Annotated in this window: 20 protein-coding genes; 11 read left to right on the top strand and 9 right to left on the bottom strand. The window is 59.5% G+C overall.

Annotated elements, in window-relative coordinates:
• Positions 1–15 precede the first annotated feature (15 nt).
• Positions 16–1,041 (top strand): extracellular solute-binding protein, encoded by a 1,026-nt coding sequence (locus tag JWS10_RS04950; RefSeq protein ID WP_299481050.1) that lies wholly within the window; start codon positions 16–18, stop codon positions 1,039–1,041.
• Positions 1,042–1,155: 114 nt separating this feature from the next.
• Positions 1,156–2,574: an amidase gene (locus tag JWS10_RS04955; RefSeq protein WP_299505270.1), complete on the top strand. Its 1,419-nt coding sequence runs from the start codon at positions 1,156–1,158 to the stop codon at positions 2,572–2,574.
• Between the two features lie 5 nt (positions 2,575–2,579).
• Here the strand turns inward: JWS10_RS04955 and JWS10_RS04960 are convergent, their stop codons facing one another.
• Complete coding sequence (locus tag JWS10_RS04960; protein ID WP_299505271.1) at positions 2,580–3,617, bottom strand: Stealth CR1 domain-containing protein; 1,038 nt, start codon at positions 3,615–3,617, stop codon at positions 2,580–2,582.
• Positions 3,545–4,462, bottom strand: coding sequence for a glycosyltransferase family 2 protein (locus tag JWS10_RS04965; RefSeq protein ID WP_299505272.1), 918 nt, complete (start codon positions 4,460–4,462; stop codon positions 3,545–3,547). Before JWS10_RS04965 ends, JWS10_RS04960 begins: the two co-directional genes overlap by 73 nt.
• A gap of 251 nt (positions 4,463–4,713) precedes the next feature.
• Between JWS10_RS04965 and JWS10_RS04970 the strand changes: the two genes are divergently transcribed.
• From JWS10_RS04970 to JWS10_RS04980, 3 genes are read left to right on the top strand one after another with little or no spacing between them, the layout of a single operon-like run.
• On the top strand, positions 4,714–5,214 hold the full coding sequence (locus JWS10_RS04970; protein ID WP_299481040.1) for an NUDIX hydrolase: 501 nt from the start codon (positions 4,714–4,716) through the stop codon (positions 5,212–5,214).
• Between the two features lie 51 nt (positions 5,215–5,265).
• Positions 5,266–5,700 (top strand): DUF1178 family protein, encoded by a 435-nt coding sequence (locus tag JWS10_RS04975; RefSeq protein ID WP_299505273.1) that lies wholly within the window; start codon positions 5,266–5,268, stop codon positions 5,698–5,700.
• A complete protein-coding gene (locus JWS10_RS04980) occupies positions 5,700–6,338 on the top strand; it encodes an SDR family NAD(P)-dependent oxidoreductase (protein WP_299505274.1) in 639 nt (212 codons plus the stop codon). Before JWS10_RS04975 ends, JWS10_RS04980 begins: the two co-directional genes overlap by 1 nt.
• Before the next feature lie 21 nt (positions 6,339–6,359).
• Here the strand turns inward: JWS10_RS04980 and JWS10_RS04985 are convergent, their stop codons facing one another.
• On the bottom strand, positions 6,360–6,683 hold the full coding sequence (locus tag JWS10_RS04985) for a 2Fe-2S iron-sulfur cluster-binding protein (protein ID WP_299481031.1): 324 nt from the start codon (positions 6,681–6,683) through the stop codon (positions 6,360–6,362).
• Positions 6,684–6,898: 215 nt separating this feature from the next.
• On the opposite strand from JWS10_RS04985, the gene JWS10_RS04990 reads away from it, so the two are divergent.
• From JWS10_RS04990 to JWS10_RS05000, 3 genes are read left to right on the top strand one after another with little or no spacing between them, the layout of a single operon-like run.
• Positions 6,899–7,432 (top strand): peptidoglycan-binding domain-containing protein, encoded by a 534-nt coding sequence (locus JWS10_RS04990; protein WP_299505275.1) that lies wholly within the window; start codon positions 6,899–6,901, stop codon positions 7,430–7,432.
• Complete coding sequence (locus JWS10_RS04995; protein WP_299505277.1) at positions 7,429–8,070, top strand: HD domain-containing protein; 642 nt, start codon at positions 7,429–7,431, stop codon at positions 8,068–8,070. The genes JWS10_RS04990 and JWS10_RS04995 overlap by 4 nt, the downstream gene beginning before the upstream one ends.
• Positions 8,071–8,088: 18 nt before the next feature.
• Positions 8,089–8,568 (top strand): hypothetical protein, encoded by a 480-nt coding sequence (locus tag JWS10_RS05000; protein WP_299505279.1) that lies wholly within the window; start codon positions 8,089–8,091, stop codon positions 8,566–8,568.
• 144 nt (positions 8,569–8,712) lie between these two features.
• Here JWS10_RS05000 and JWS10_RS05005 read toward each other — a convergent pair whose 3' ends face one another.
• The 6 genes from JWS10_RS05005 to rpiA all read right to left on the bottom strand — a co-directional run bounded on the left by JWS10_RS05005 (position 8,713) and on the right by rpiA (position 15,286).
• Positions 8,713–10,137 carry a Do family serine endopeptidase gene (locus JWS10_RS05005; protein ID WP_299505289.1) on the bottom strand — a complete coding sequence of 475 codons (1,425 nt, stop codon included), beginning with the start codon at positions 10,135–10,137 and terminating at the stop codon, positions 8,713–8,715.
• A 338-nt stretch (positions 10,138–10,475) separates the two neighbouring features.
• Entirely contained in the window at positions 10,476–11,396 is a 921-nt protein-coding gene (locus JWS10_RS05010) for a protease modulator HflC (RefSeq protein WP_299478171.1), read from the bottom strand.
• Complete coding sequence (gene hflK, locus JWS10_RS05015; protein WP_299505280.1) at positions 11,396–12,577, bottom strand: FtsH protease activity modulator HflK; 1,182 nt, start codon at positions 12,575–12,577, stop codon at positions 11,396–11,398. The genes JWS10_RS05010 and hflK overlap by 1 nt, the downstream gene beginning before the upstream one ends.
• Before the next feature lie 87 nt (positions 12,578–12,664).
• The gene (gene gor, locus JWS10_RS05020; RefSeq protein ID WP_299505281.1) at positions 12,665–14,038 is read right to left on the bottom strand and encodes a glutathione-disulfide reductase; all 1,374 of its coding nucleotides are present in this window, start codon (positions 14,036–14,038) and stop codon (positions 12,665–12,667) included.
• Positions 14,035–14,496, bottom strand: coding sequence for a hypothetical protein (locus JWS10_RS05025; RefSeq protein ID WP_299505282.1), 462 nt, complete (start codon positions 14,494–14,496; stop codon positions 14,035–14,037). The genes gor and JWS10_RS05025 overlap by 4 nt, the downstream gene beginning before the upstream one ends.
• A gap of 1 nt (position 14,497) precedes the next feature.
• Positions 14,498–15,286, bottom strand: a complete 789-nt coding sequence (gene rpiA / locus JWS10_RS05030) for a ribose-5-phosphate isomerase RpiA (protein ID WP_299505283.1) — start codon at positions 15,284–15,286, stop codon at positions 14,498–14,500.
• 165 nt (positions 15,287–15,451) lie between these two features.
• Here rpiA and JWS10_RS05035 point away from each other — a divergent pair, with 165 nt between their 5' ends.
• From JWS10_RS05035 to JWS10_RS05045, 3 genes are all read left to right on the top strand, one after another.
• A complete protein-coding gene (locus JWS10_RS05035; protein ID WP_299478186.1) occupies positions 15,452–16,780 on the top strand; it encodes an Nramp family divalent metal transporter in 1,329 nt (442 codons plus the stop codon).
• Between the two features lie 208 nt (positions 16,781–16,988).
• Complete coding sequence (locus JWS10_RS05040; RefSeq protein WP_299505284.1) at positions 16,989–17,627, top strand: glutathione S-transferase family protein; 639 nt, start codon at positions 16,989–16,991, stop codon at positions 17,625–17,627.
• A 22-nt stretch (positions 17,628–17,649) separates the two neighbouring features.
• Positions 17,650–19,029: an L-serine ammonia-lyase gene (locus JWS10_RS05045; protein ID WP_299505285.1), complete on the top strand. Its 1,380-nt coding sequence runs from the start codon at positions 17,650–17,652 to the stop codon at positions 19,027–19,029.
• Positions 19,030–19,274: the final 245 nt, after the last annotated feature.

Here is a 19,274-nt window from a genome sequence, read left to right on the forward strand (position 1 = left end):
CCAAGGGAGACTACAATGAAGAAACTATTCTCGGCCACGCTGCTGCTGCTCGCCAGCACATCGCTGGCATCGGCCGAAGGCACGCTGCAACTGTTCAACTGGGGCAACTACACCTCGCCCGAACTGCTTGCAAAATTTGAAAAAGAGACCGGCATCAAGGTGACGGTCACCGATTACGACAGCAACGACGCGGCTTTGGCCAAAGTTGAAGCTGGCGGCTCGGGCTTTGATCTTGTGGTGCCATCGGCGAACTATGTGCCGATCTGGGCTGGAAAAGGTCTGATCGTTCCGCTGGACGACAGCAAACTGAAAAACAAAGGCAATATCGCTCCGGAATGGATTGATGTGGCTTGGGACAAGGGCCGGGTTTACACGGTTCCATGGCAGTGGGGTTCCACCGGGATCGCGGTCAACACCAAGGTTTATGGCGGCGATATCAACACCTCGGCAGTTTTTCTGGACGTGCCGGATGAGCTGAAAGGCAAGATCAACGTCGTGCCAGAGATGAACGACGTGGTGAACCTCGCGCTGTGGTATGTCGGCGGCGAGCCTTGCACCGAAGACACCGCCGTGCTGAAAAAAGCCCGCGACGTGCTGGTTGCCGCCAAGCCAGATTGGCTGTCGATGGATTATGGCGCTACCGAAAAGATGTCGAACAACGACTGGGCGGCATCGGTGAACTGGAACGGCTCGACCATGCGGATTCGTCTGGCCAACCCGGATGTGAAATACGGCTTCCCAAAAGAAGGCTACCCGTTGTTCATGGATTCGGTGGCTTTGCTGAAAGATGCGCAGAACGTCGAGGAAGCTTACAAATTCATCGACTTCATCATGGTGCCTGAAAATGCCGCGATGATTTCCTCGTTCGCACGCTATGCCAACGGCATCGCGGGTTCAGAGGCGTTCATGCCGGAAGACATGAAAACTGCACCAGAAGTGATGATCCCAGACGAGTTCAAAGCCTCCGGCCATTTTCTGCCAACCTGCTCGCCCAAAGCGCAGGAATATATGACCGCGATCTGGACCGAATTGCAGAAGTAAGCAGATTGATCTGCCCGCGATGCGAGGGGCCAGCCCCTCGCATCGTTATTTTTTAAGCACTTAGGTGCGATTGGGGGCTAGCCCCCAAACCCCCAGGATATTTGAGCAGAGAGGATGACCAAAGTGGCGTTGAATGAGATGTCGGCTTCCGATCTGTCGCGGATGATTGCAGCGCGTAAAGTGGCTCCGTCCGAGGTGATGGCGGCGCATCTGGACCGGATTGATGCGGTGAACCCGGCGGTGAACGCGGTGATTTCCTTGCGCGACCGTGAGGCGCTGATGGCCGAGGCGAAGGCGGCGGATGATGCGACAGCGACGGGCTGGCTGCATGGGCTGCCGTTGGCGGTGAAAGATTTGTGCGCCACCAAAGGCTTGCGCACCACCTATGGCTCACCGTTGTTCGCCGATTTCGTGCCGCTGAAGGATGATCTGCTGGCAGCTAGGATGCGCGGTGCCGGGGCTATTTTTATCGCCAAAACCAACACGCCGGAATGGGGGCATGGCAGCCATTCCTTCAACCCGGTGCACGGTGTCACCCGCAATCCCTATGATCTGAGCGTGACGGCGGGTGGTTCATCGGGGGGTGCGGCCGCGGGCTTGGCTGCACGGATGCTGCCCGTCGCGGATGGCTCGGACATGATGGGCAGCCTGCGCAATCCGGCGGCGTTCTGCAATGTCTACGGCTTTCGACCGTCATGGGGGCTGGTGCCGCAAGATGCTGAGGGCGACACCCATATGGCGACGCTGGCGACTGAAGGCCCGATGGCGCGCAACGTTGAGGATATCGCAAACCTGCTGAGCGTGCAGGCGGGCGTTAACCCCGAAGTGCCGTTTGGCCGCGAAAGCAGCGATTTCGCCAGCCTACTGTCGGTGAATATGAAGGGCAAACGCATCGCTTGGGTGGGCGATTGGGGTGGTGCGTATCAGATCGAGCCGGGGATTATCGAGCTATGTGAAGCGGGCTTGCAGGTGTTCAGCGATCTGGGCGCCGAGGTCGAGGCCATAGCGCCGCCGTTCCCCGCCGAAAAACTGTGGCACGCTTGGACCACTCTGCGCGCGATGCTGAACGCGGGTGGTATGAAGCCGATCTATGACAATGAGTTCAAACGCGCGCAGTTGAAGCCCGAGACAATTTGGGAAATCGAGCAGGGCCGTGGCCTGACAGCGCAAGCGGTCTATGAGGCAAGCACGATCCGTTCGCGCTACTACGCCCATATGGCGCGATTGTTCAGCAAATATGACGCCGTGGTGCTACCAACAGCGCAAGTTTGGCCGTTCCCGGTGGAATGGCGCTGGCCGCAAAGCATCAACGGCACCGCTATGGACACCTATCACCGCTGGATGGAAGTGGTGATCCCGATCAGCCTGATCGGCCTGCCCGCGCTGAATGTGCCGGTGGGGTTTGGGGCAAATGGCCTGCCGATGGGGATGCAGATCGCCGGGCCAGTTGGGGCGGATGCGAAGATATTGGCGATGGGTCAGGCGTATCATCTGGCGACCGATTGGCCGAGTAAGCGGCCGCCAAGCCTATAGTGCAGTTATAATATACGCCGCCGCAGAAAGCATAAGATATCAGCCTGCACTTCGGCTGATGCTTGATCGAGGCTGTTGACGCAGATGAACAGCGCGTCCTCGCGGGCCTCGGCTTCGGCGGTCTTCTCACGAACCCGCTGCGGTTTATCGACGTCCGCGCGGAAATAGACGGTGTTATCCGACGCCGCCACAGTTGCAGTCCCCGCCGCCAGTTCCAGATGATTGGCCAAACTTGCCGGGTTAAACTGGCTGCCATGCCGAAAGCGCGGGGCCATATTGGCCTCAATCACGCCGGGATGCGCCGCCTCAAACCGCTGAAAGGTTGAGCGTCGTAACGGATGCGGCGTGTGGCCAATACTGAAAAACCGCAAGCCCCAACCGACCAACCGCGCCGCGCGCAGCTGTTGCAGCTTGAAGCCGACGGGTTGCCAATTCTTACCCCGGCGCTTCAGCCGCCCGACTGCAAGTTGCAACATTGGCACCAGACCATAGGCGCGCGTCATCCAGTGGCCACGCAGGATCGGGCCGGTATCCGTAAAGAAATCAGTGGGTTGAACGGGCCGGATCAGGAAGAAATCATCGTTGAGATAAATGTAACGCTCCGCCAGATCGGGGATGCGGTAAAGTGCGGTTTCAATGGTGCGGCCGGAGAATATCGGCAATAGCGCCTCGTGCCCCCGATAGATCACCGTATGATCGACGATCTTGACCCGCTCTCGCAACGACGGATCAGACGCCCATAACTCCTGCACGACGTTCGGAGTTTGCCCATCCGTGACGATATGAATCCGCCGCAACCAAGGCGCGAACTTTAGCAGGGCCATCAGGCTAAAGCGGATTTCATCGCGGCTGGCAAAGCGCGTCGCTTCAACCCCCGCCGCACCAAACCCGGGATCATAGGTGCTGCGCTTTGCGACATGAGCGGGGTCTTCGCCGTCCACCCAAGTCAGCACCGCGTCAATCGGCTGGCTCACAACACCGCCCTCAAACGGTCCGGAATGATCACCACCGGCGGCCCCGGCAGCGGTGCGGGTTTGTTCCACGCGAGCAGCCTGCGCTTCCAAGTCATCCGGCGGCGCGCGGCGTCGAACATGGGCTCACCTTCGACAGGAGTCGCCGCTTCAACCATGCGGAACAAAACCTCACGCCGCTGCATATGCGGGCCCCAGCCAGCGGCAATCAGGTTCGGGTCATTCGCCCGCCCCATCGCGGTTTCATAGTCGATCATGCCGAAGTGGAACATGAACAGGTCGGGGCTGATGTGGAAATTGCGCCGCTTGACCCGGTGCAGGCCAGCGCCCCAAGTCACCGGTTTGAAAGCCAACACTGGCTTGGTATAGGCGTTTGACACCACCGCGAGCCGTCTTTGCGGTAAAAACGGCTGGCTCGGGTCGATTGCGGGTTCGGATTTCAAATCCTGCACCACATCGAGGCCCAAGCCCGATAAAGTAGCGGTGCGGGCTTTGTGGCCTTGGATGAAGGCGTTCAGACTGGAGTGTTTCGCAGGGTCTGCCACCAGAAACTCATCCACATCCGTCGCAATCACCGCGTCACAATCATAGCGCCATAGGGTGCGGGCCAAGTCCGAGATTGCACGGCTGCGATTATGCTCCATCACCACCCGCCGCATCGGGGTGTTACTGATTTCCGCCGCCCAATCGCGGTGACGCAGATGCAGGAAGTTGACGCCGTCAAAGCCTTGCGGGATCGCCTCATCCAGACCGTCAATGATCACGAACAGCGATTGCCGCCCGAAATTGCCACCGTAATACTCAATCCACTTGCGCAGAAAAATCCTGTCGTTGCGCACTGTGGTGATGCAAGCGACCTTTTTGGATTGCTCGGCTTGGTGTGGCACTGGTTGATCTTGCACGGGTTGATCTCGCACGGGCATCTCCGATTTCGGCAGGGGCCAGCTTTATCGCAAGACGGACCCCGCCGCAATTCTGCACAAACGCCCGGATTGCCGCCCGAATTGGCCGCATATTCCTGCAAAGTAACCAATGTAACAGTTTTGTAACAGTTATTGACCAATCTTTTTATGGCTATCGGGTGCAAATGTTCAGATACATGCGCTAGATAACACCAGAGCGGCTCTGAGAACCGTCCTTTAAAAACGAACTGTCGAGGCTGATGCAGATGAACGAAACCTTAGCGATGACATCCGGTGCTGCGGGCGTGAGCCCCGTGCAATACGGCGCGCTTTGCTGGCGGATGCACCGCGGCAAGGTTGAGGTTTTGTTGATTACCAGCCGTGACACCGGTCGCTGGGTGATCCCAAAGGGTTGGCCGATGGACAAACGCTCGCCCGCCCAAGCCGCCAAGCAAGAGGCGTGGGAAGAAGCCGGTGTGCGCGGCGAGGTTGCCGAAACCGCAATCGGCCTGTTCAACTATGTCAAGCTGTTAACCCCAAAGCGCAGTTGCGAATGTGCCGTGCAAGTCTTTGCGCTGCGGGTTTCCGAACTGGTCGACAAATTCCCCGAGCGTAAAGAGCGTCGCCGCAAATGGTTCGCTGCCGAGAAGGCCGCCCGCAAGGTGAACGAGCCTGAACTGCGCGAGGTGCTGCTTGGCCTGACCGCCAATCTTGCTCCGCATCCGACTTTGCTGCCTGAGGCCGAGCAATCCCTTGCCACTGCTTGAAAAGCGGCGCAGCTTGCTTAGGTAGGTTAGGTGTTATAATTTGGCCCGAGCATGATCCAATACTCCCTTCGCTGCGGCAACGCGCATGGTTTCGATAGCTGGTTTCAGTCTGCGGCGGCATACGATTCCTTGCTAAGTGCCGGCCAAATCGGTTGTCCGGTATGCGGTGATGCCTCGGTTGAAAAGACCTTGATGGCCCCCGCCGTACGTCCTGCTGGCAAAGCCGGAGAGCCCGCAGCCAAGCCAAAACTATCCGAACCGCAATCTGAACTTGAAGTCGCGATGGCCGAATTGCGCCGTCGGGTCGAGGAAAACTCGGAATATGTCGGTCTCAACTTTGCCGCAGAGGCGCGCCGGATGCACGACGGCGATATTGATCAGCGCGCGATTTATGGTGAGGCCAAGCCCGACGAGGCGCGCGCGTTGATCGAAGATGGTGTGCCAGTGGCTCCGCTGCCGTTCATGCCGCCGAGAAAGGCCAACTGATGACCACTCTGATCACCGGCGCAAGTCGCGGTATCGGTCATGCGCTGTTCACACATTACCAAAACGCAAGTGAAACGGTGATCGGCACCTCTCGCAAGGCCGCTCCGGGCCTGGTGACGCTGGATGTCACTGACGCGGCGGGCCAGCGCGCTTTCGGCCAAACCCTTGAAAGCGTTGATCTTCTGATTTGCAATGCCGGGGTTTTCCCCGATCGCGGCCAGAAGCTCGACGACGGCTACGCACCGGCTTTGTGGATGGACGGCTTCAACACCAATGTCGTCGGCGTTTTCCTGACCATCCAGTCAATGCTGCCGGCTTTGCGGCGTGCTCAGGGCAAAATCGCCATCATTTCCTCGCAGATGGCGTCGGATGCCAAGGCTTCCGGTGGCAGCTATATCTATCGCGCCTCAAAAGCCGCCGCGCTGAACCTTGGCCGCAATCTCGCGACCGATCTGAAATCGCAAGGCATCGCGGTGGGGATTTATCATCCCGGCTGGGTGCAGACCGATATGGGCGGCACCCGCGCCGATATCACCGAGGCGCAATCGGCCAACGGCCTTGCAGCACGCTTTGCGGCACTGTCACTGGCAACGACCGGGTGTTTTGAAACATGGGATGGGCAGGCGCATCCGTTTTAGGTGCAGCCCAGCCTCAACTGATTAAATCTGCTTCTCGGGCATCTGCACCCGCAAACCGTCCAGCGCATCGGTGACCTTAATCTGGCAGGTCAAGCGCGAGGTCACCGGATTGGGATTCCACGCGAAATCCAACATATCCTCTTCCATCGCATCTTTCTTCGGCAGACGGTCTACCCATTCCGGCGCGATATAGACATGGCAGGTTGAACACGCACACGCGCCACCGCAATCGGCTTCGATGCCCGGAATACCGTTGTCGCGCGCACCTTCCATCACGGTCAGGCCATTTGAGACGTTAACAACGTGTTCCTTGCCGCCAAATTCGATGTAAACGATCTTCGCCATGCTGCTTTCCCTGTCGCTTTGCCCAAAGGCTCTGCCGCCCGACATAGGCGAAATACACAAGCTTTGCCAGTGCATCACCGTCACAGTTCGGTGCAATTCCGTCGCTTAGGGAAACGCCAGCCGCGCGCATCACCGCATCTTTGCAGGCCAAGCGTTTGCGGCTAAGCTGATCCGCAACATGGCCCAGAGAAACTGGGGCACAATACGGGCATGGCATGATTTTACGATTGGTTCTTGGCTCTGCTCTGGTTCTGGCTGGCTGTGCCCAACAAATTGCGGTAACGGCCCCTGCGGTCGGCAATCTCGGGGTTGAGCTGATCCGCCTCAAGGAAGGCCAACAACCACCGCAGGCCGCGGGCGTTTGCTGGGCAAAAGACACCACGCCTGCCGTGATAGAGACCACCACCGAGCAGATCGTCGTCACAGACGAACAGCGCGATGATCAAGGCAAAGTCGTGGCCCCCGCCACCTATCAGACCAAAACCCACCAACGTCTGCTGCAAGACCACGAGGAAGTTTGGTTCCGCGCACCCTGCCCCGCAGACATGACGGTGAATTTTGTAGCCACTTTGCAACGTGCCCTGAAGGCGCGCGGGCTGTATCTGGCCCCCGTTACCGGTGTGATCGACATCACCACCGCAGAGGCCGTGCGGCGTTTTCAGGCCGAGCGTGGTCTTGATAGCCCCGCACTTTCCCTCGCCGCAGCCAAGGAGCTTGGCATCATCGCCACGGATATCTCAAAACTATGACCCCATCAGCCGCCCAATCCCGTTATGAGGCCGAAGTCACCCGGCAATGGTCGGCGCACGCTGCCGATGGCGCGCATGATCTCGGCCATCTGCGCCGCGTGTGGCTGCGCGCCAAACTGATCGCGATGGACGAGACTTGCGATCTGGAGGTTTTGCTCGCCGCCTGCATGTTTCACGATCTGGTCAACCTGCCAAAATCGCACCCAGAACGCGCCCGTGCCTCCACCCTATCGGCCGAAGCCGCCTGCCATTTCCTGCGCAGCGATGGTTTTCCCGAGGCAAAACTGTCTGCCGTCGGCCATGCCATTGCCGCGCACAGCTTTTCTGCCGGCATTACGCCCGCGACCGCCGAGGCTCGCGTATTGCAAGACGCCGATCGGCTAGAGGCTTTGGGCGCAATCGGTATCGCGCGGATGTTTCATATCTCCGGCCAAATGGGCGGCGGCTTGTTCGATGCCGACGATCCGATGGCACTGAAGCGCCCGCTGGATGATCGCGCCTTCGCGCTCGATCACATCCAGACCAAACTGCTGAAACTGGTCGATACCATGCAGACCGCCCCCGGTCGCGCGATGGCTGTTGAGCGCGCTGAATGGATGATGTCCTTTCGCACCCGCCTGTTGTCCGAAATCGGCTAACCCAAACCCCGAGGCTTCGTGCTGGCTCGTCTATCCTTACGTTTCATCGTGGTGCTGGCGCTGTGTGGCGCGGCACTCCTCGCCTTGGTCACCATGTTTGAGGCGATGATCGGCGCGCCGCTCAGCTTCGGCACCGCAACCGTGGTGGTGCTGCCGCTGCTTTTCGCCGCGCGCAGTTGCGGTGCTGCTTGGGTGGTCAACCAGCAGACCAAACCGGGGATCAAAATTATTCTCGGCTATGGCTTCTGGCTCGGGCTGCTCGGGCTTGCGGTGCTGGTGGCCGTCACAACTGCGCTGCAAAGCCTGGCGCCAGCCGGTCAAATCCAAACCAGCCCAACCGAGGTTTTGCGGCTTTTTGCCCAACGCCCCGGTGCTGGATTGATGCTAATCGCCATATCTTTCGGCACCGTAGCACTGATCACCTGCACTGGCTTCGCTTTAGGTGTCCGCGCTCAAATGCGGCTGCTGTCACAGCCCTTAACCCGTCGCTTCCGCTGATGACAAAGATTAACAGACGGTGAATCACCCCCTGCTAAGCCCTTGAAATCGCTTAGCCGCCCCCTTGCTCACGCGTGGACACAGGCCAGCCCATAAAAAAAGGCGGCAGGTCTCCCCGCCGCCTTTCAATCTCAATACCTAGCCTTACTCGACCGAAAGAGCCACAAACCGCGGATCGCCCTCACGCCGCACCAGCAGCAGGATCGACTTCCTGCCCGCAGCTTTAGCATCGGCGAGACGGTCTTGCAGATCGCTGATTTTGGTCAACTTCTGCTGACCCGCCTCAACGATCACATCACCCGGCATCACGCCTTTCTCTGACGCTTCCGAACTCGCATCGACATGAGTCACCGCAAGTCCGGTAGCCCCTGCCGACAGTTTCAGATCTTTCGACACCTGATCATCCACTGGCACCAAGGTCAGCCCCAAAACTTCGGTTTTTTGCGGCTCAATCGGGGTGTCTTTCTGCGCCGCGGGCACAGGTTTGCCTTCCTCATCGGTCTCACGACGACCAAGCTTGATCTGCAAAGTTTGCTGCTTGCCATCACGCAACACCACGGCAGGCACTTCCTCGCCAATCGGGCTATCCGCGACAGTACGGGTCAAGCTGCGCACATCGGTGATTTCCTTGCCGTTGAACGTCAAGATCACGTCACCCGCAAGCATCCCGCTGGCCTTCGCCGGACCTTCCGGCACGTCAGTGATCAACGCGCCCTTCGCATCGGTCAGACCCATCGCTTCGGCCACGTCAGGCGTCACGTCCTGAATACGTACGCCCAACCAACCGCGCCGAGTCTCGCCGAACTCTTTCAACTGGCCCACCACATGCGACACCACGTTGGAACCCATCGAGAAGCCAATGCCAATCGAGCCCCCTGTGGGCGACAAAATAGCCGTGTTCACGCCAACAACCTGGCCTTCCATGTTGAACAGCGGCCCGCCCGAGTTGCCCTTGTTGATCGCAGCATCGGTCTGGATGAAGTCGTCATAAGCGCCGCTCAGCTCACGCCCGCGTGCCGAGACGATCCCGGCAGATACCGAGAAACCTTGGCCGAGCGGGTTGCCCATCGCCATGACCCAGTCGCCAACCCGCATCGCATCCGAGTTGCCGAACACCACGAATGGCAGCGGCTCGGGGCTTTCAACTTTCAGCAAAGCGATGTCGGTTTTCAAATCGGTGCCGACCAGTTTCGCTTTCAGTTTCTTGCCCGAAAAGAACTCAATCTCGATGTCATCGGCACCTTCGATGACGTGGTTGTTGGTGACGATATAGCCGTCAGCACTGATCACGAAGCCCGAGCCCAAAGCCTCGGATCGTTGCGGCTCGTTACCGCCTTGGCCGTTCTGGTCCATGAAGTCTTTGAAGAAATCTTCAAACGGCGAACCCGGAGGCACCATCGGGCCGCCATCGGTGGCTTGGGCCACCATCGAGGATGTGGTGATATTCACCACCGAAGGGCTGATTTGCTGCGCAAGATCTGCAAAACTTTCAGGCGCACCGAAGGCCAGCGCCTGCTGCGCGGGTCCGGCAGCCAGCGCCATTGTCAGGCCCAGCCCCAAAGCCAGCATCAGTCGGGGACGCTTAGGTGTGGCGAAAGCTGGAACCGTCAGCGCGCGCGCGGAATTAAGTTGAAGCACGTCCGAACTCCTTTTCGTATAGCGGGGCCAAATCGCGTATCGACGGGCCCCCTCGGATCACATCCGCATAATCATTTAAGCGGCCAGATGCGCAATGCAAACCAGATCGCGCCGTCTCAACCCTGCGTGAATGAATTTGTCATCGCCGTGAGGCTGCACGCAAGTGGTATCGGAAGCTTGCGCCAATCCTTGCCGCTAAGGACTAAGCGTTGCTCAAAGAAAAGGGCCAGCGCGAACGCCAGCCCCTTGCCGAATAGAGTAAACCAAACTTACGGCTGAGCTGCTGCCGTCGCAGGTGGTGGCACCGGGGCTGCCGGGGTCGCAGTTGGAGGCTTTTCGGTGCGCAGGTATTCAAAGAACTCGCTGTCCGGCTGCATCACCATAGATGAATTGCCCGACTGCAGCGCCCGCTCGTAAGATGTCAGCGACCGGGTAAACGCGAAAAACTCTGGGTCGCGGCCAAAGGCTTCGGCATAGATCGCGTTGCGCGTTGCATCGGCTTCACCGCGAATGATCTCTGCCTCTTTACGCGCCTCAGACACCACCTCAACCACCGAGCGATCTGCGGTTGCCCGCACGCGCTGCGCCGCCTCGTTACCACGGCCAATCTCATCGGCCGCCTCACGATCGCGCTCTGCCCGCATCCGGGAGAACGTCGCCTCAAGGTTTTGCTCCGGCAGATCGGTACGGGTCAGCCGCACGTCAATGACGTCAACGCCCAAACCCTTCGCCTTGGCACGGGCATTGTCGCGGATCTGGTTCATCAGCGCGGTGCGGTCTTCCGACAGCACTTTCTGGCTATTTACCCCACCCAAAACCTCACGGATTTCGGCGTTGATGATCTTATCAAGGTTGTCGCGCGCCGCATTTTCGCCGCCCGAACCAACCGCGCGCCGGAACGCTTCCAGATCGACAATCCGCCAGCGCGCAAACGCATCGACTACCAAGCGGCGATCATCCAGCGGAGTAACCTCCAAAGGCTGCGTCGGCAGGCCCAAAATGCGGTCTTCATAACGGAAGATTTCCTGCACGAAGGGCAGCTTGAAACCCAAACCGGGCTGGTCAATCACCTGTTTGACCTCACCGAACTGCAAGACCAGTACTTTTTCGCGCTCGTCCACGATGAACACAGACGACAGCAGCAAAGCGCCTGCAAGGATCAGGCCGGGAAGAATATAAATCGGGCGCATCAATTTGAGCCTCCGGTAGTGGTGGTGGTGGCAGGTTTCGGCAGTGCATCCAGCGGCAGATACGGCAACACGCCTTGACCGTTTTGCCCAGCGACGCCATCAAGGATTACCTTGTTCATGCCGCCCAGCACCTTTTCCATAGTTTCGAGATACATCCGCTTGCGCGTCACTTCCGGCGCTTTGATATATTCGGCGTAGACCGAGAGGAAACGGCTCGCCTCACCCTGCGCGTTGTTCACGACTTGGGCGCGATAAGCCTCAGCCTCTTGTTGCAACTGCGCTGCTTGACCACGCGCACCTGCCGTCGCGGTGTTGGCATAAGCGTCAGCCTGCTTTTCCAACTGGTCGCGCTGCTGTTGCGCCGCCTGCACTTTGCGGAAGCTGTCGATAACTTCGCGCGGCGGATCGGCCTTGTCGAAGTTGACCCGGATCACGCTGATCCCGGCATCATAGCTGTTCAGCGTGTTCTGGATGGCAGTGGTGACTTCCGAAGCAATCACCCCCCGGTCACGGTTCAACACCGGAGCCAACTCTGAGCGTGCAATGATATCGCGCATCGCCGATTCGGAAACCGCGCGAATGGTGTCTTCCGGATCTGCCAAGTTGAACAGGAACTTCGCCGGGTCGCTGATGTTCCAAACCACCTGAAACTCAATATCGACGATGTTCTGATCGCGGGTCAGCATCAAGCCGTTGTCCAACTCACCCGCTGCACCGTTGCCGATATCGGTGGTGCGCTGCTTGCGGGCCTCAACGATTTCCGCCGTCATCACTGGCCAAGGCGCGAAGTGCAAACCCTCCTCGCTTACACCGCTGAACTTGCCCAGCATAAGCGTAACGGCTTGTTCTTCGGGCTTGACCGAATAGGCCGACGACCAGATCCACAACCCAGCCACCACAATCGCAGCCAGCGCCAAGCCATGTTTCGTAAACAGCGCGCCACCCGGCCCGCCAGTTCCAGCCGGCCCGCGACCATTGCCGCCGCCACGTCCGCCCATCAGCACACGCAGGTGCTCTTGGCCCTTCTTCATCAGCTCATCAATTTCGGGAAGCTGCGGGCCTTCACCCGGTTTGCGTCCACCCGGACGTTGCCCCGGCCGTTCGCCCTCTGGCCGCTGGCCATTCCGGTCATCCCCACCAGAACCGCCATTTCCGCCCCAAGGGCCGCCGCTACCCGCCATTGATCAACCTTTCGTGTTATTTCGTTACATGTGAATTGGGCATGAACGGCGCGGAAATCAAGCAGATACCCGGGCCAAATTGCCGCATCAGACCACTCTAACCGGCTTCCGCATTGTCACAAGCTCTTCAGACACCGTCGGATGCACCGCAACGGTGCGGTCGAAATCGGCCTTGGTGGCGCCCATTTTGATCGCAATAGCCGCGAGCTGGATCATTTCACCCGCCCCATTGCCAACAATATGGCAGCCCAGAACCCGCTGGCTGGCCTGATCGACCACCAATTTCATCAGCACGCGATCCTCACGTCCGGCGAACAGGCTTTTCATCGGGCGGAAGCTCGCGGCAAAAATCTCAATCGGGCCTTGGGCTTCGGAATGTTGGCGCTTGGCGGCCTCTTCGGAAAGCCCAATCGAGCCCAATTCCGGCTGAGTGAACACCGCCGACGCCACCAGCTGATGATCGGCTTTGGTCGGTACGCCGCGAAACACCGTGTCGGCAAAGGCATGACCCTCGCGGATAGCCACTGGCGTCAGATTGATCCGGTCCGTCACATCGCCGACCGCATAGATCGACGGCACCGCGGTTTGCGACCACTCATCGACCAGTACCTGACCACGCACACCGATGCCCACGCCGAGGTTCTCTAGCCCGATACCGCCCGAATTTGGCAGTCGGCCCGTAGCATACATCACCAGATCAAATTCCTGCATTGAGCCATCGGTGCCCCGCGCCACGATACCGCCCGGCGCTTTATGCAACCCAGCCACGTCAACGCCGCACTGAATATCAATGCCGCGTGCCTGCATTGTCGTCTGCACAATCCCGCGCGCTTCGTCATCAAAGCCGCGCAAAATCGAAGCGCCGCGATACATCATCGTCACCGCGACGCCCAAACCGTGCAGAATACAGGCGAATTCGCTGGCGATATAGCCGCCGCCGACCACCAACGCCCGCTTCGGCAAAGTCTCCAGATCAAACATTTCATTCGAGGTCACGGCCAACTCCGCCCCCGGCACCGTCGGAACGAATGGCCGCCCGCCGGTGGCGATCAGGATGTGCTTGACGCTAAACTCGGTACCATCTGCCAACCGCACCCGATGCGGGTCAACCACCACGGCGCGCGTGTCGTAGATCGTCACCCCGGCGTTCAGCAGCGTGCCGCGATACGCTGCCTCTAATCGATCCAACTCATTTTCCAACGCGCCACGAAACCGCGTCCAGTCAAAGCTGCCGACCGACGCATCCCAACCATAAGCCCGCGCGTCCTGCACTTGCTCGGGATATTCCGAGGCGAAGACCATCAGCTTCTTCGGCACACAGCCCCGGATCACACAAGTGCCACCCATCCGGCTTTCCTCAGCCAACGCCACCTTCGCGCCACCTTCGGCAGAAGCAATCCGAGCCGCCCGCACCCCACCCGAGCCACCACCGATGACGAAAAGATCGTAGTCAAAAGTCATAAGGTCCCCAATTCCGTGGTCTTGGCTTCAAACAAATCCGGTCGCCGCTCTCGGATCATGTCCAGCATCGTCACGTAAGTTGTAACATCCGTTTGACCTTTGGTCAGCCAAAACGGCCTGCGACGGCTTCCTCGCGTTAGATAAGAAAGCCAAAACATGGTCTTTTGCGGAGTCTGTCTCAAGCCGACCAAGTCCTGCCATGCGACAACATCCGTCGAAAACAGCCTTACAATTCGGATTGCATCGTCATCTACCACCGCCCGAACGGTACCGCGCCATGCTACATAGATGCCATAAGCCGCCAAAATAACGAACGGCGCGGTCAGCGTTACAGCTTGTCCGTGCAAATCCCGCCCCAGCAAATCTTTGGCAGCGATAGCACCCAGGCCGCCGAACATCAGCACATGAATCAGCAAACCGGTATTTGCCCTACGCCCGCGCCTTACCACCAGCCTCAAATCATTCCCCCAAGTCGGCGAAGATGTTATCGGTCGGCGCGAACAAAATCTGATCATCCGTCTCGGAGCCAGAGTTGATATCGCGCACCGTCACGCGGCCGTCGCCGTGGCCGATGATCACTATGTCACAGATGTCTATGAACAACCCGTTTTCAACCACCCCCGGAATTTGGTTCAAAACCAATGCCAGCTGACGCGGATTACCAATTCGCTTCAGGTGCAGGTCCAGAATGTAATTGCTCTCATCCGTCACCAGCGGCCGATCGCCGTTCATTCGCAAGGTAACATCGCGCGCCAGCACATCCATCGACACCAGCATTTCCTCGACCAACGCCTTCGAGGTCTGCCAGCCGAACGGAATGATCTCAATCGGCAACGGAAACGCGCCCAACTGCTGCACTTCCTTCGCCGCATCCGCGATCACGATCATCAGATCGGACGCGGTTGCGACGATCTTTTCCTGCAACAAAGCCGCACCGCCGCCCTTGATCAACGCAAGATTTTGGTCAAACTCATCCGCGCCATCAATCGTCACATCCAGCCATTTCGCCTCATCCAGCGAGGTGACATGGATGCCAACCTGCCGCGCGAGTTCCGCCGTGCGGGTGCTGGTCGGAACTCCGACAATCTTCAAACCTTCCTCACGCACCCGCTCGCCCAGACAGCGCACCATCCACGCCGCCGTGGACCCCGTGCCAAGCCCGACCTTCATGCCGTTTTCCACGAAATCCACCGCGCGTTTGGCGGCGACGAATTTGGCTTTGTCGATGGGGGAAAGATCGGCTGGCATCTGGTTTCCTCAGTCTGATGCGCCCGGGCTTGTGCTGGGCTGCTGACGCTATTGCGTCCTTATAGGCAAACCAAGCGGGTGGAGCGAGAGGCTATTCGCGTTGGCTCTTGACAGCCACAATCGCAGAGCTACATTGCGAATAATTCTCAATGTCAGAAAGCCATCATGTCCTCGCCCTTCGATTTGTCTGCCGATTGGAAAAAACCGCGCGGTGATGCGGCCCTCGCCGACGTGCATCGCTCGGTCCTGTTACCCAAAGGCTCATGGCGTCGCTTCGCCGCCTTCCTCGGCCCCGGCTACATGGTCGCGGTCGGCTATATGGACCCCGGAAACTGGGCGACCTCGCTGGCCGGAGGCTCCAAATTCGGCTACACCCTGCTGGTCGTCGCCTTGATCTCCAACCTGATGGCCGTCGTGCTGCAATCGCTGTGCGCCCGCCTCGCCATCGCCTCGGGCCGCGACCTCGCCCAAGCCTGCCGCGACGCCTTCCCGCGTTTCGTCAGCATCCCGCTGTGGTTAGCGGCAGAAATTGCCATCATCGCCACCGATATAGCCGAGGTGATCGGCACCGCCATCGGCCTCAATCTGCTGTTCGGCATCCCGCTGGAAATCGGCGTTCTAATCACCGCTCTGGATGTTTTCCTGATATTATGGCTGCAAACCAAAGGCTTCCGCTGGCTGGAGGCTTTCATCATCACCCTCTTGGGCGTCATCGCGATCTGCTTTGGATTGCAAATTGCCATGGCTGATCCCGACTGGGCAGGCGTGATCAAAGGTTTCGCCCCCACCACCGAAATCTTGCGCAACCCCGAAATGCTCTATCTCGCGCTCGGCATCCTTGGCGCGACCGTGATGCCGCATAACCTCTACCTGCACTCCGCCATCGTGCAAACCCGCGATTACGGCGACAGCATCGCGGAGAAACGTGAGGCGCTTAAATTTGCCACCATCGACAGCACCGTAGCCCTCACCTTCGCGCTGATGATCAACGCCTCGATCCTGATCCTCGCTGCCGCCTCGTTCAACGCCAATGGCCAGACCGAGATTGCTGAACTCGGCGACGCCCACCAACTGCTCGGGCCATTACTCGGCTCCGGCATCGCCCCCAGCCTGTTCGCCATCGCCCTACTGGCCTGCGGCTTGAACTCCACCGTCACCGCCACCCTCGCGGGCCAAGCCGTGATGGAAGGCTTTCTGCAAATCCGCCTGCCACCATGGCTGCGCCGCCTGATCACCCGCGCCATCGCGATCATCCCCGCCGCCGGAGTGACCTTATATTACGGCAGCGCAGGCACTGGCCGCCTGCTGATCCTGACGCAAGTTATCTTGTCACTGCAACTCTCGTTCGCCGTGGTCCCCCTTGTGATGTTCACTGCCAACCGCGCCAAGATGGGAGCCCTCGCCGCCCCCCGCTGGCTGGTAGCCCTAGCCATCCTGATCGCCGTGGTGATCATCGCACTAAACCTGAAGCTACTGTGGGATTTCTTTGGTTAACCCCACAGCCAAATCCCTAAAACTTATCTAAAACTTGCTTTCATACTGGCTTAAATATTCCACGGGGTGCGGGGGTGTGAACCCCCGCGAACCTCAGCCCCAATCACTCCGCCTCAAACCACCACCCCGCCGCTCACCACCACAAAGCGTCGGTTTTCGCATGGCTTCCTCGCGCGGCTGCGCCATACTGCGCCAAAAGGAGCACCCGATGTATATCCTGCACCACACCCCCGACTCTGCGGCACTGGTTGTCCGGCTGGTGCTGGAGGAACTCAAGCTCCCCTACCAGATCGCCCCGATTGACCGCGCAGGCGGCGCACTCGACACCCCAGCCTATCGCAAACTGCACCCCTTGGGAAAAATCCCGGCGCTGGAAACTCCGAACGGCGTGATGTTCGAATCCGCCGCGATCCTGCTGCATCTGACGGAAGTCACCGGCAAACTCGCCCCAGCCCCCGGCACGCCGCACCGTGCCAAGTTCCTCACGTGGCTGTTCTTCACCTCGAACAACCTGCATCCCGTCGTGATGCACTACTACTATCCCGACCGTCTCGCAGGCGCGCAAAACGCCGAGGCTGTCAAAACTCAAGCCGCCCTCACCGCGAAATCGCTGCTCACCACGCTAAACCAGATGATCGCCACCGACGCCCCGGCTTGGCTTACCACCGAGCCTTCGGCTTTGGGATATTACATCGCCGTGTTGATGCGCTGGCTGGCCGAGCCTTGCCCGCCCAGCGACTATCCCGCTTTGCACAACATCCTGACCGCCTTGGAAACCACAGCCGCAGCGCTTACCTGTGCGCAAGCCGAAGACCTCGGCCAGACCATCTTCACCAATCCCTACTGACCCCCAGATCGGACTCCTCCCCATGTTTCTTTCGGTTTTCGATATGTTCAAAGTTGGCGTTGGCCCGTCCTCGTCGCACACGATGGGGCCTATGGTTGCCGCCGCCCGGTTCCTCGATCTGATGCGCGCCTCGCCGTTCAACTTCGGCGGCGTCAAAGCCTCATTGCACGGCTCGCTCGCCTTCACCGGCATCGGCCACGCAACCGACCGCGCCACGATCTTGGGCCTCGCAGGCTACCACCCCGCCACTTATGACGCCGTCAAGGCTGAGGCCACGCTTGCCGCGATCAACGACACCCACACCATCCACGCCGACGGTCTGCCGCCGTTGCACTTCGACCCCAAAGCCGACCTGACCTTCGATTACGGCCCCGCCCTACCCGGTCACGCCAACGGCATGATCCTGAAAGCCACCGACGCGCAGGGCGACGTGATCTTGCAGGAAACCTACTATTCCATCGGCGGCGGCTTCGTTCTTAGCGCCGCTGAATTGGCCGAGGCTGGCGCGGGTAAATCGAAAACCAAAGCCGACGTGCCGTATCCGTTCGAGTCCGCCGACGAAATGATGGCGATGGCGAAAGCCTCCGGCCTTTCCATCGCGCAGATGAAACTCGCCAACGAGCTGAAATTTCGGACCAAAGCCGAAATTGACCAAGGCATCGCCCGGCTTTGGCAAGTGATGAACGATTGCATCAGCCGTGGTATGGAAGGCACCGGCATCCTGCCCGGCGGTCTTAAGGTTCGCCGCCGCGCCAAAGGCATCCACGACGCCCTGCTGGCCGAGCGTGGCCTGAACATGACCGCCCCGCACACCATCAACGACTGGATGAGCCTCTATGCGATGGCGGTGAACGAGGAGAACGCCAATGGTGGCCAAGTCGTCACCGCCCCCACCAACGGTGCTGCGGGCGTGGTTCCCGCCGTGCTGCGCTATTACCTCGACCACGTCCCCGGCGCATCGACCAGCAAAATCGCCGACTTCCTGCTCACCGCCTCGGCCATCGGCGGGCTTTGCAAACACAACGCCAGCATTTCCGGCGCTGAATGTGGCTGCCAAGCCGAAGTAGGCTCCGCCGCAGCCATGGCCGCCGCAGCCCTCGCCGCCGTGTTGGGCGGCACCGTGATGCAAGTCGAAAACGCCGCCGAAATCGCGCTCGAACATCACCTCGGCATGACCTGCGATCCGGTCGCGGGCCTCGTGCAAGTCCCCTGCATCGAACGTAATGGCCTCGGCGCGATCAAAGCCGTCTCGGCGGCCTCACTCGCCCTGCGCGGCGATGGTGAGCATCTGGTATCGTTGGATGTCTGCATCGAAACCATGCGCCAAACCGGCAACGACATGCACTCCAAATACAAAGAGACCTCCCTCGGCGGCCTCGCCGTCAACGTGCCGAACTGCTGACCCAACAGTGCGGAGTAACTCCATCATCTAAGCCGCCCGACGCAAGCCGGTCGGCCCATGCATTCTCACCAAAACCAACCCCACCCAAACCCCGCCAACTTATCTAAAATTTTCCCTGCCGCCTCCCCACAAACCTCTTAGCTCATCCTCTCTGCTCAAATATCCCCGCCGGAGGCATCCTCCGACGCCACCCAAGGTCGCTTTCAGACAGGACACCCCGCCGCCGCCCCGCTACCCAGAGCCAT

It is taken from the genome of Cypionkella sp. (assembly GCF_028290025.1).
Classification (GTDB): domain Bacteria; phylum Pseudomonadota; class Alphaproteobacteria; order Rhodobacterales; family Rhodobacteraceae; genus Cypionkella.

What these genes read in the sequence shown, in the direction of transcription:
- JWS10_RS04950 (WP_299481050.1), top strand. Translation starts at nt 16, where the DNA reads ATGAAGAAACTATTCTCGGCCACGCTGCTGCTGCTCGCCAGCACATCG.
- JWS10_RS04955 (WP_299505270.1), top strand. Translation starts at nt 1,156, where the DNA reads ATGACCAAAGTGGCGTTGAATGAGATGTCGGCTTCCGATCTGTCGCGG.
- JWS10_RS04970 (WP_299481040.1), top strand. Translation starts at nt 4,714, where the DNA reads ATGAACGAAACCTTAGCGATGACATCCGGTGCTGCGGGCGTGAGCCCC.
- JWS10_RS04975 (WP_299505273.1), top strand. Translation starts at nt 5,266, where the DNA reads ATGATCCAATACTCCCTTCGCTGCGGCAACGCGCATGGTTTCGATAGC.
- JWS10_RS04980 (WP_299505274.1), top strand. Translation starts at nt 5,700, where the DNA reads ATGACCACTCTGATCACCGGCGCAAGTCGCGGTATCGGTCATGCGCTG.
- JWS10_RS04985 (WP_299481031.1), bottom strand. Translation starts at nt 6,683, where the DNA reads ATGGCGAAGATCGTTTACATCGAATTTGGCGGCAAGGAACACGTTGTT.
- JWS10_RS04990 (WP_299505275.1), top strand. Translation starts at nt 6,899, where the DNA reads ATGATTTTACGATTGGTTCTTGGCTCTGCTCTGGTTCTGGCTGGCTGT.
- JWS10_RS04995 (WP_299505277.1), top strand. Translation starts at nt 7,429, where the DNA reads ATGACCCCATCAGCCGCCCAATCCCGTTATGAGGCCGAAGTCACCCGG.
- JWS10_RS05005 (WP_299505289.1), bottom strand. Translation starts at nt 10,137, where the DNA reads ATGCTGGCTTTGGGGCTGGGCCTGACAATGGCGCTGGCTGCCGGACCC.
- JWS10_RS05010 (WP_299478171.1), bottom strand. Translation starts at nt 11,396, where the DNA reads ATGCGCCCGATTTATATTCTTCCCGGCCTGATCCTTGCAGGCGCTTTG.
- hflK (WP_299505280.1), bottom strand. Translation starts at nt 12,577, where the DNA reads ATGGCGGGTAGCGGCGGCCCTTGGGGCGGAAATGGCGGTTCTGGTGGG.
- gor (WP_299505281.1), bottom strand. Translation starts at nt 14,038, where the DNA reads ATGACTTTTGACTACGATCTTTTCGTCATCGGTGGTGGCTCGGGTGGG.
- rpiA (WP_299505283.1), bottom strand. Translation starts at nt 15,286, where the DNA reads ATGCCAGCCGATCTTTCCCCCATCGACAAAGCCAAATTCGTCGCCGCC.
- JWS10_RS05035 (WP_299478186.1), top strand. Translation starts at nt 15,452, where the DNA reads ATGTCCTCGCCCTTCGATTTGTCTGCCGATTGGAAAAAACCGCGCGGT.
- JWS10_RS05040 (WP_299505284.1), top strand. Translation starts at nt 16,989, where the DNA reads ATGTATATCCTGCACCACACCCCCGACTCTGCGGCACTGGTTGTCCGG.
- JWS10_RS05045 (WP_299505285.1), top strand. Translation starts at nt 17,650, where the DNA reads ATGTTTCTTTCGGTTTTCGATATGTTCAAAGTTGGCGTTGGCCCGTCC.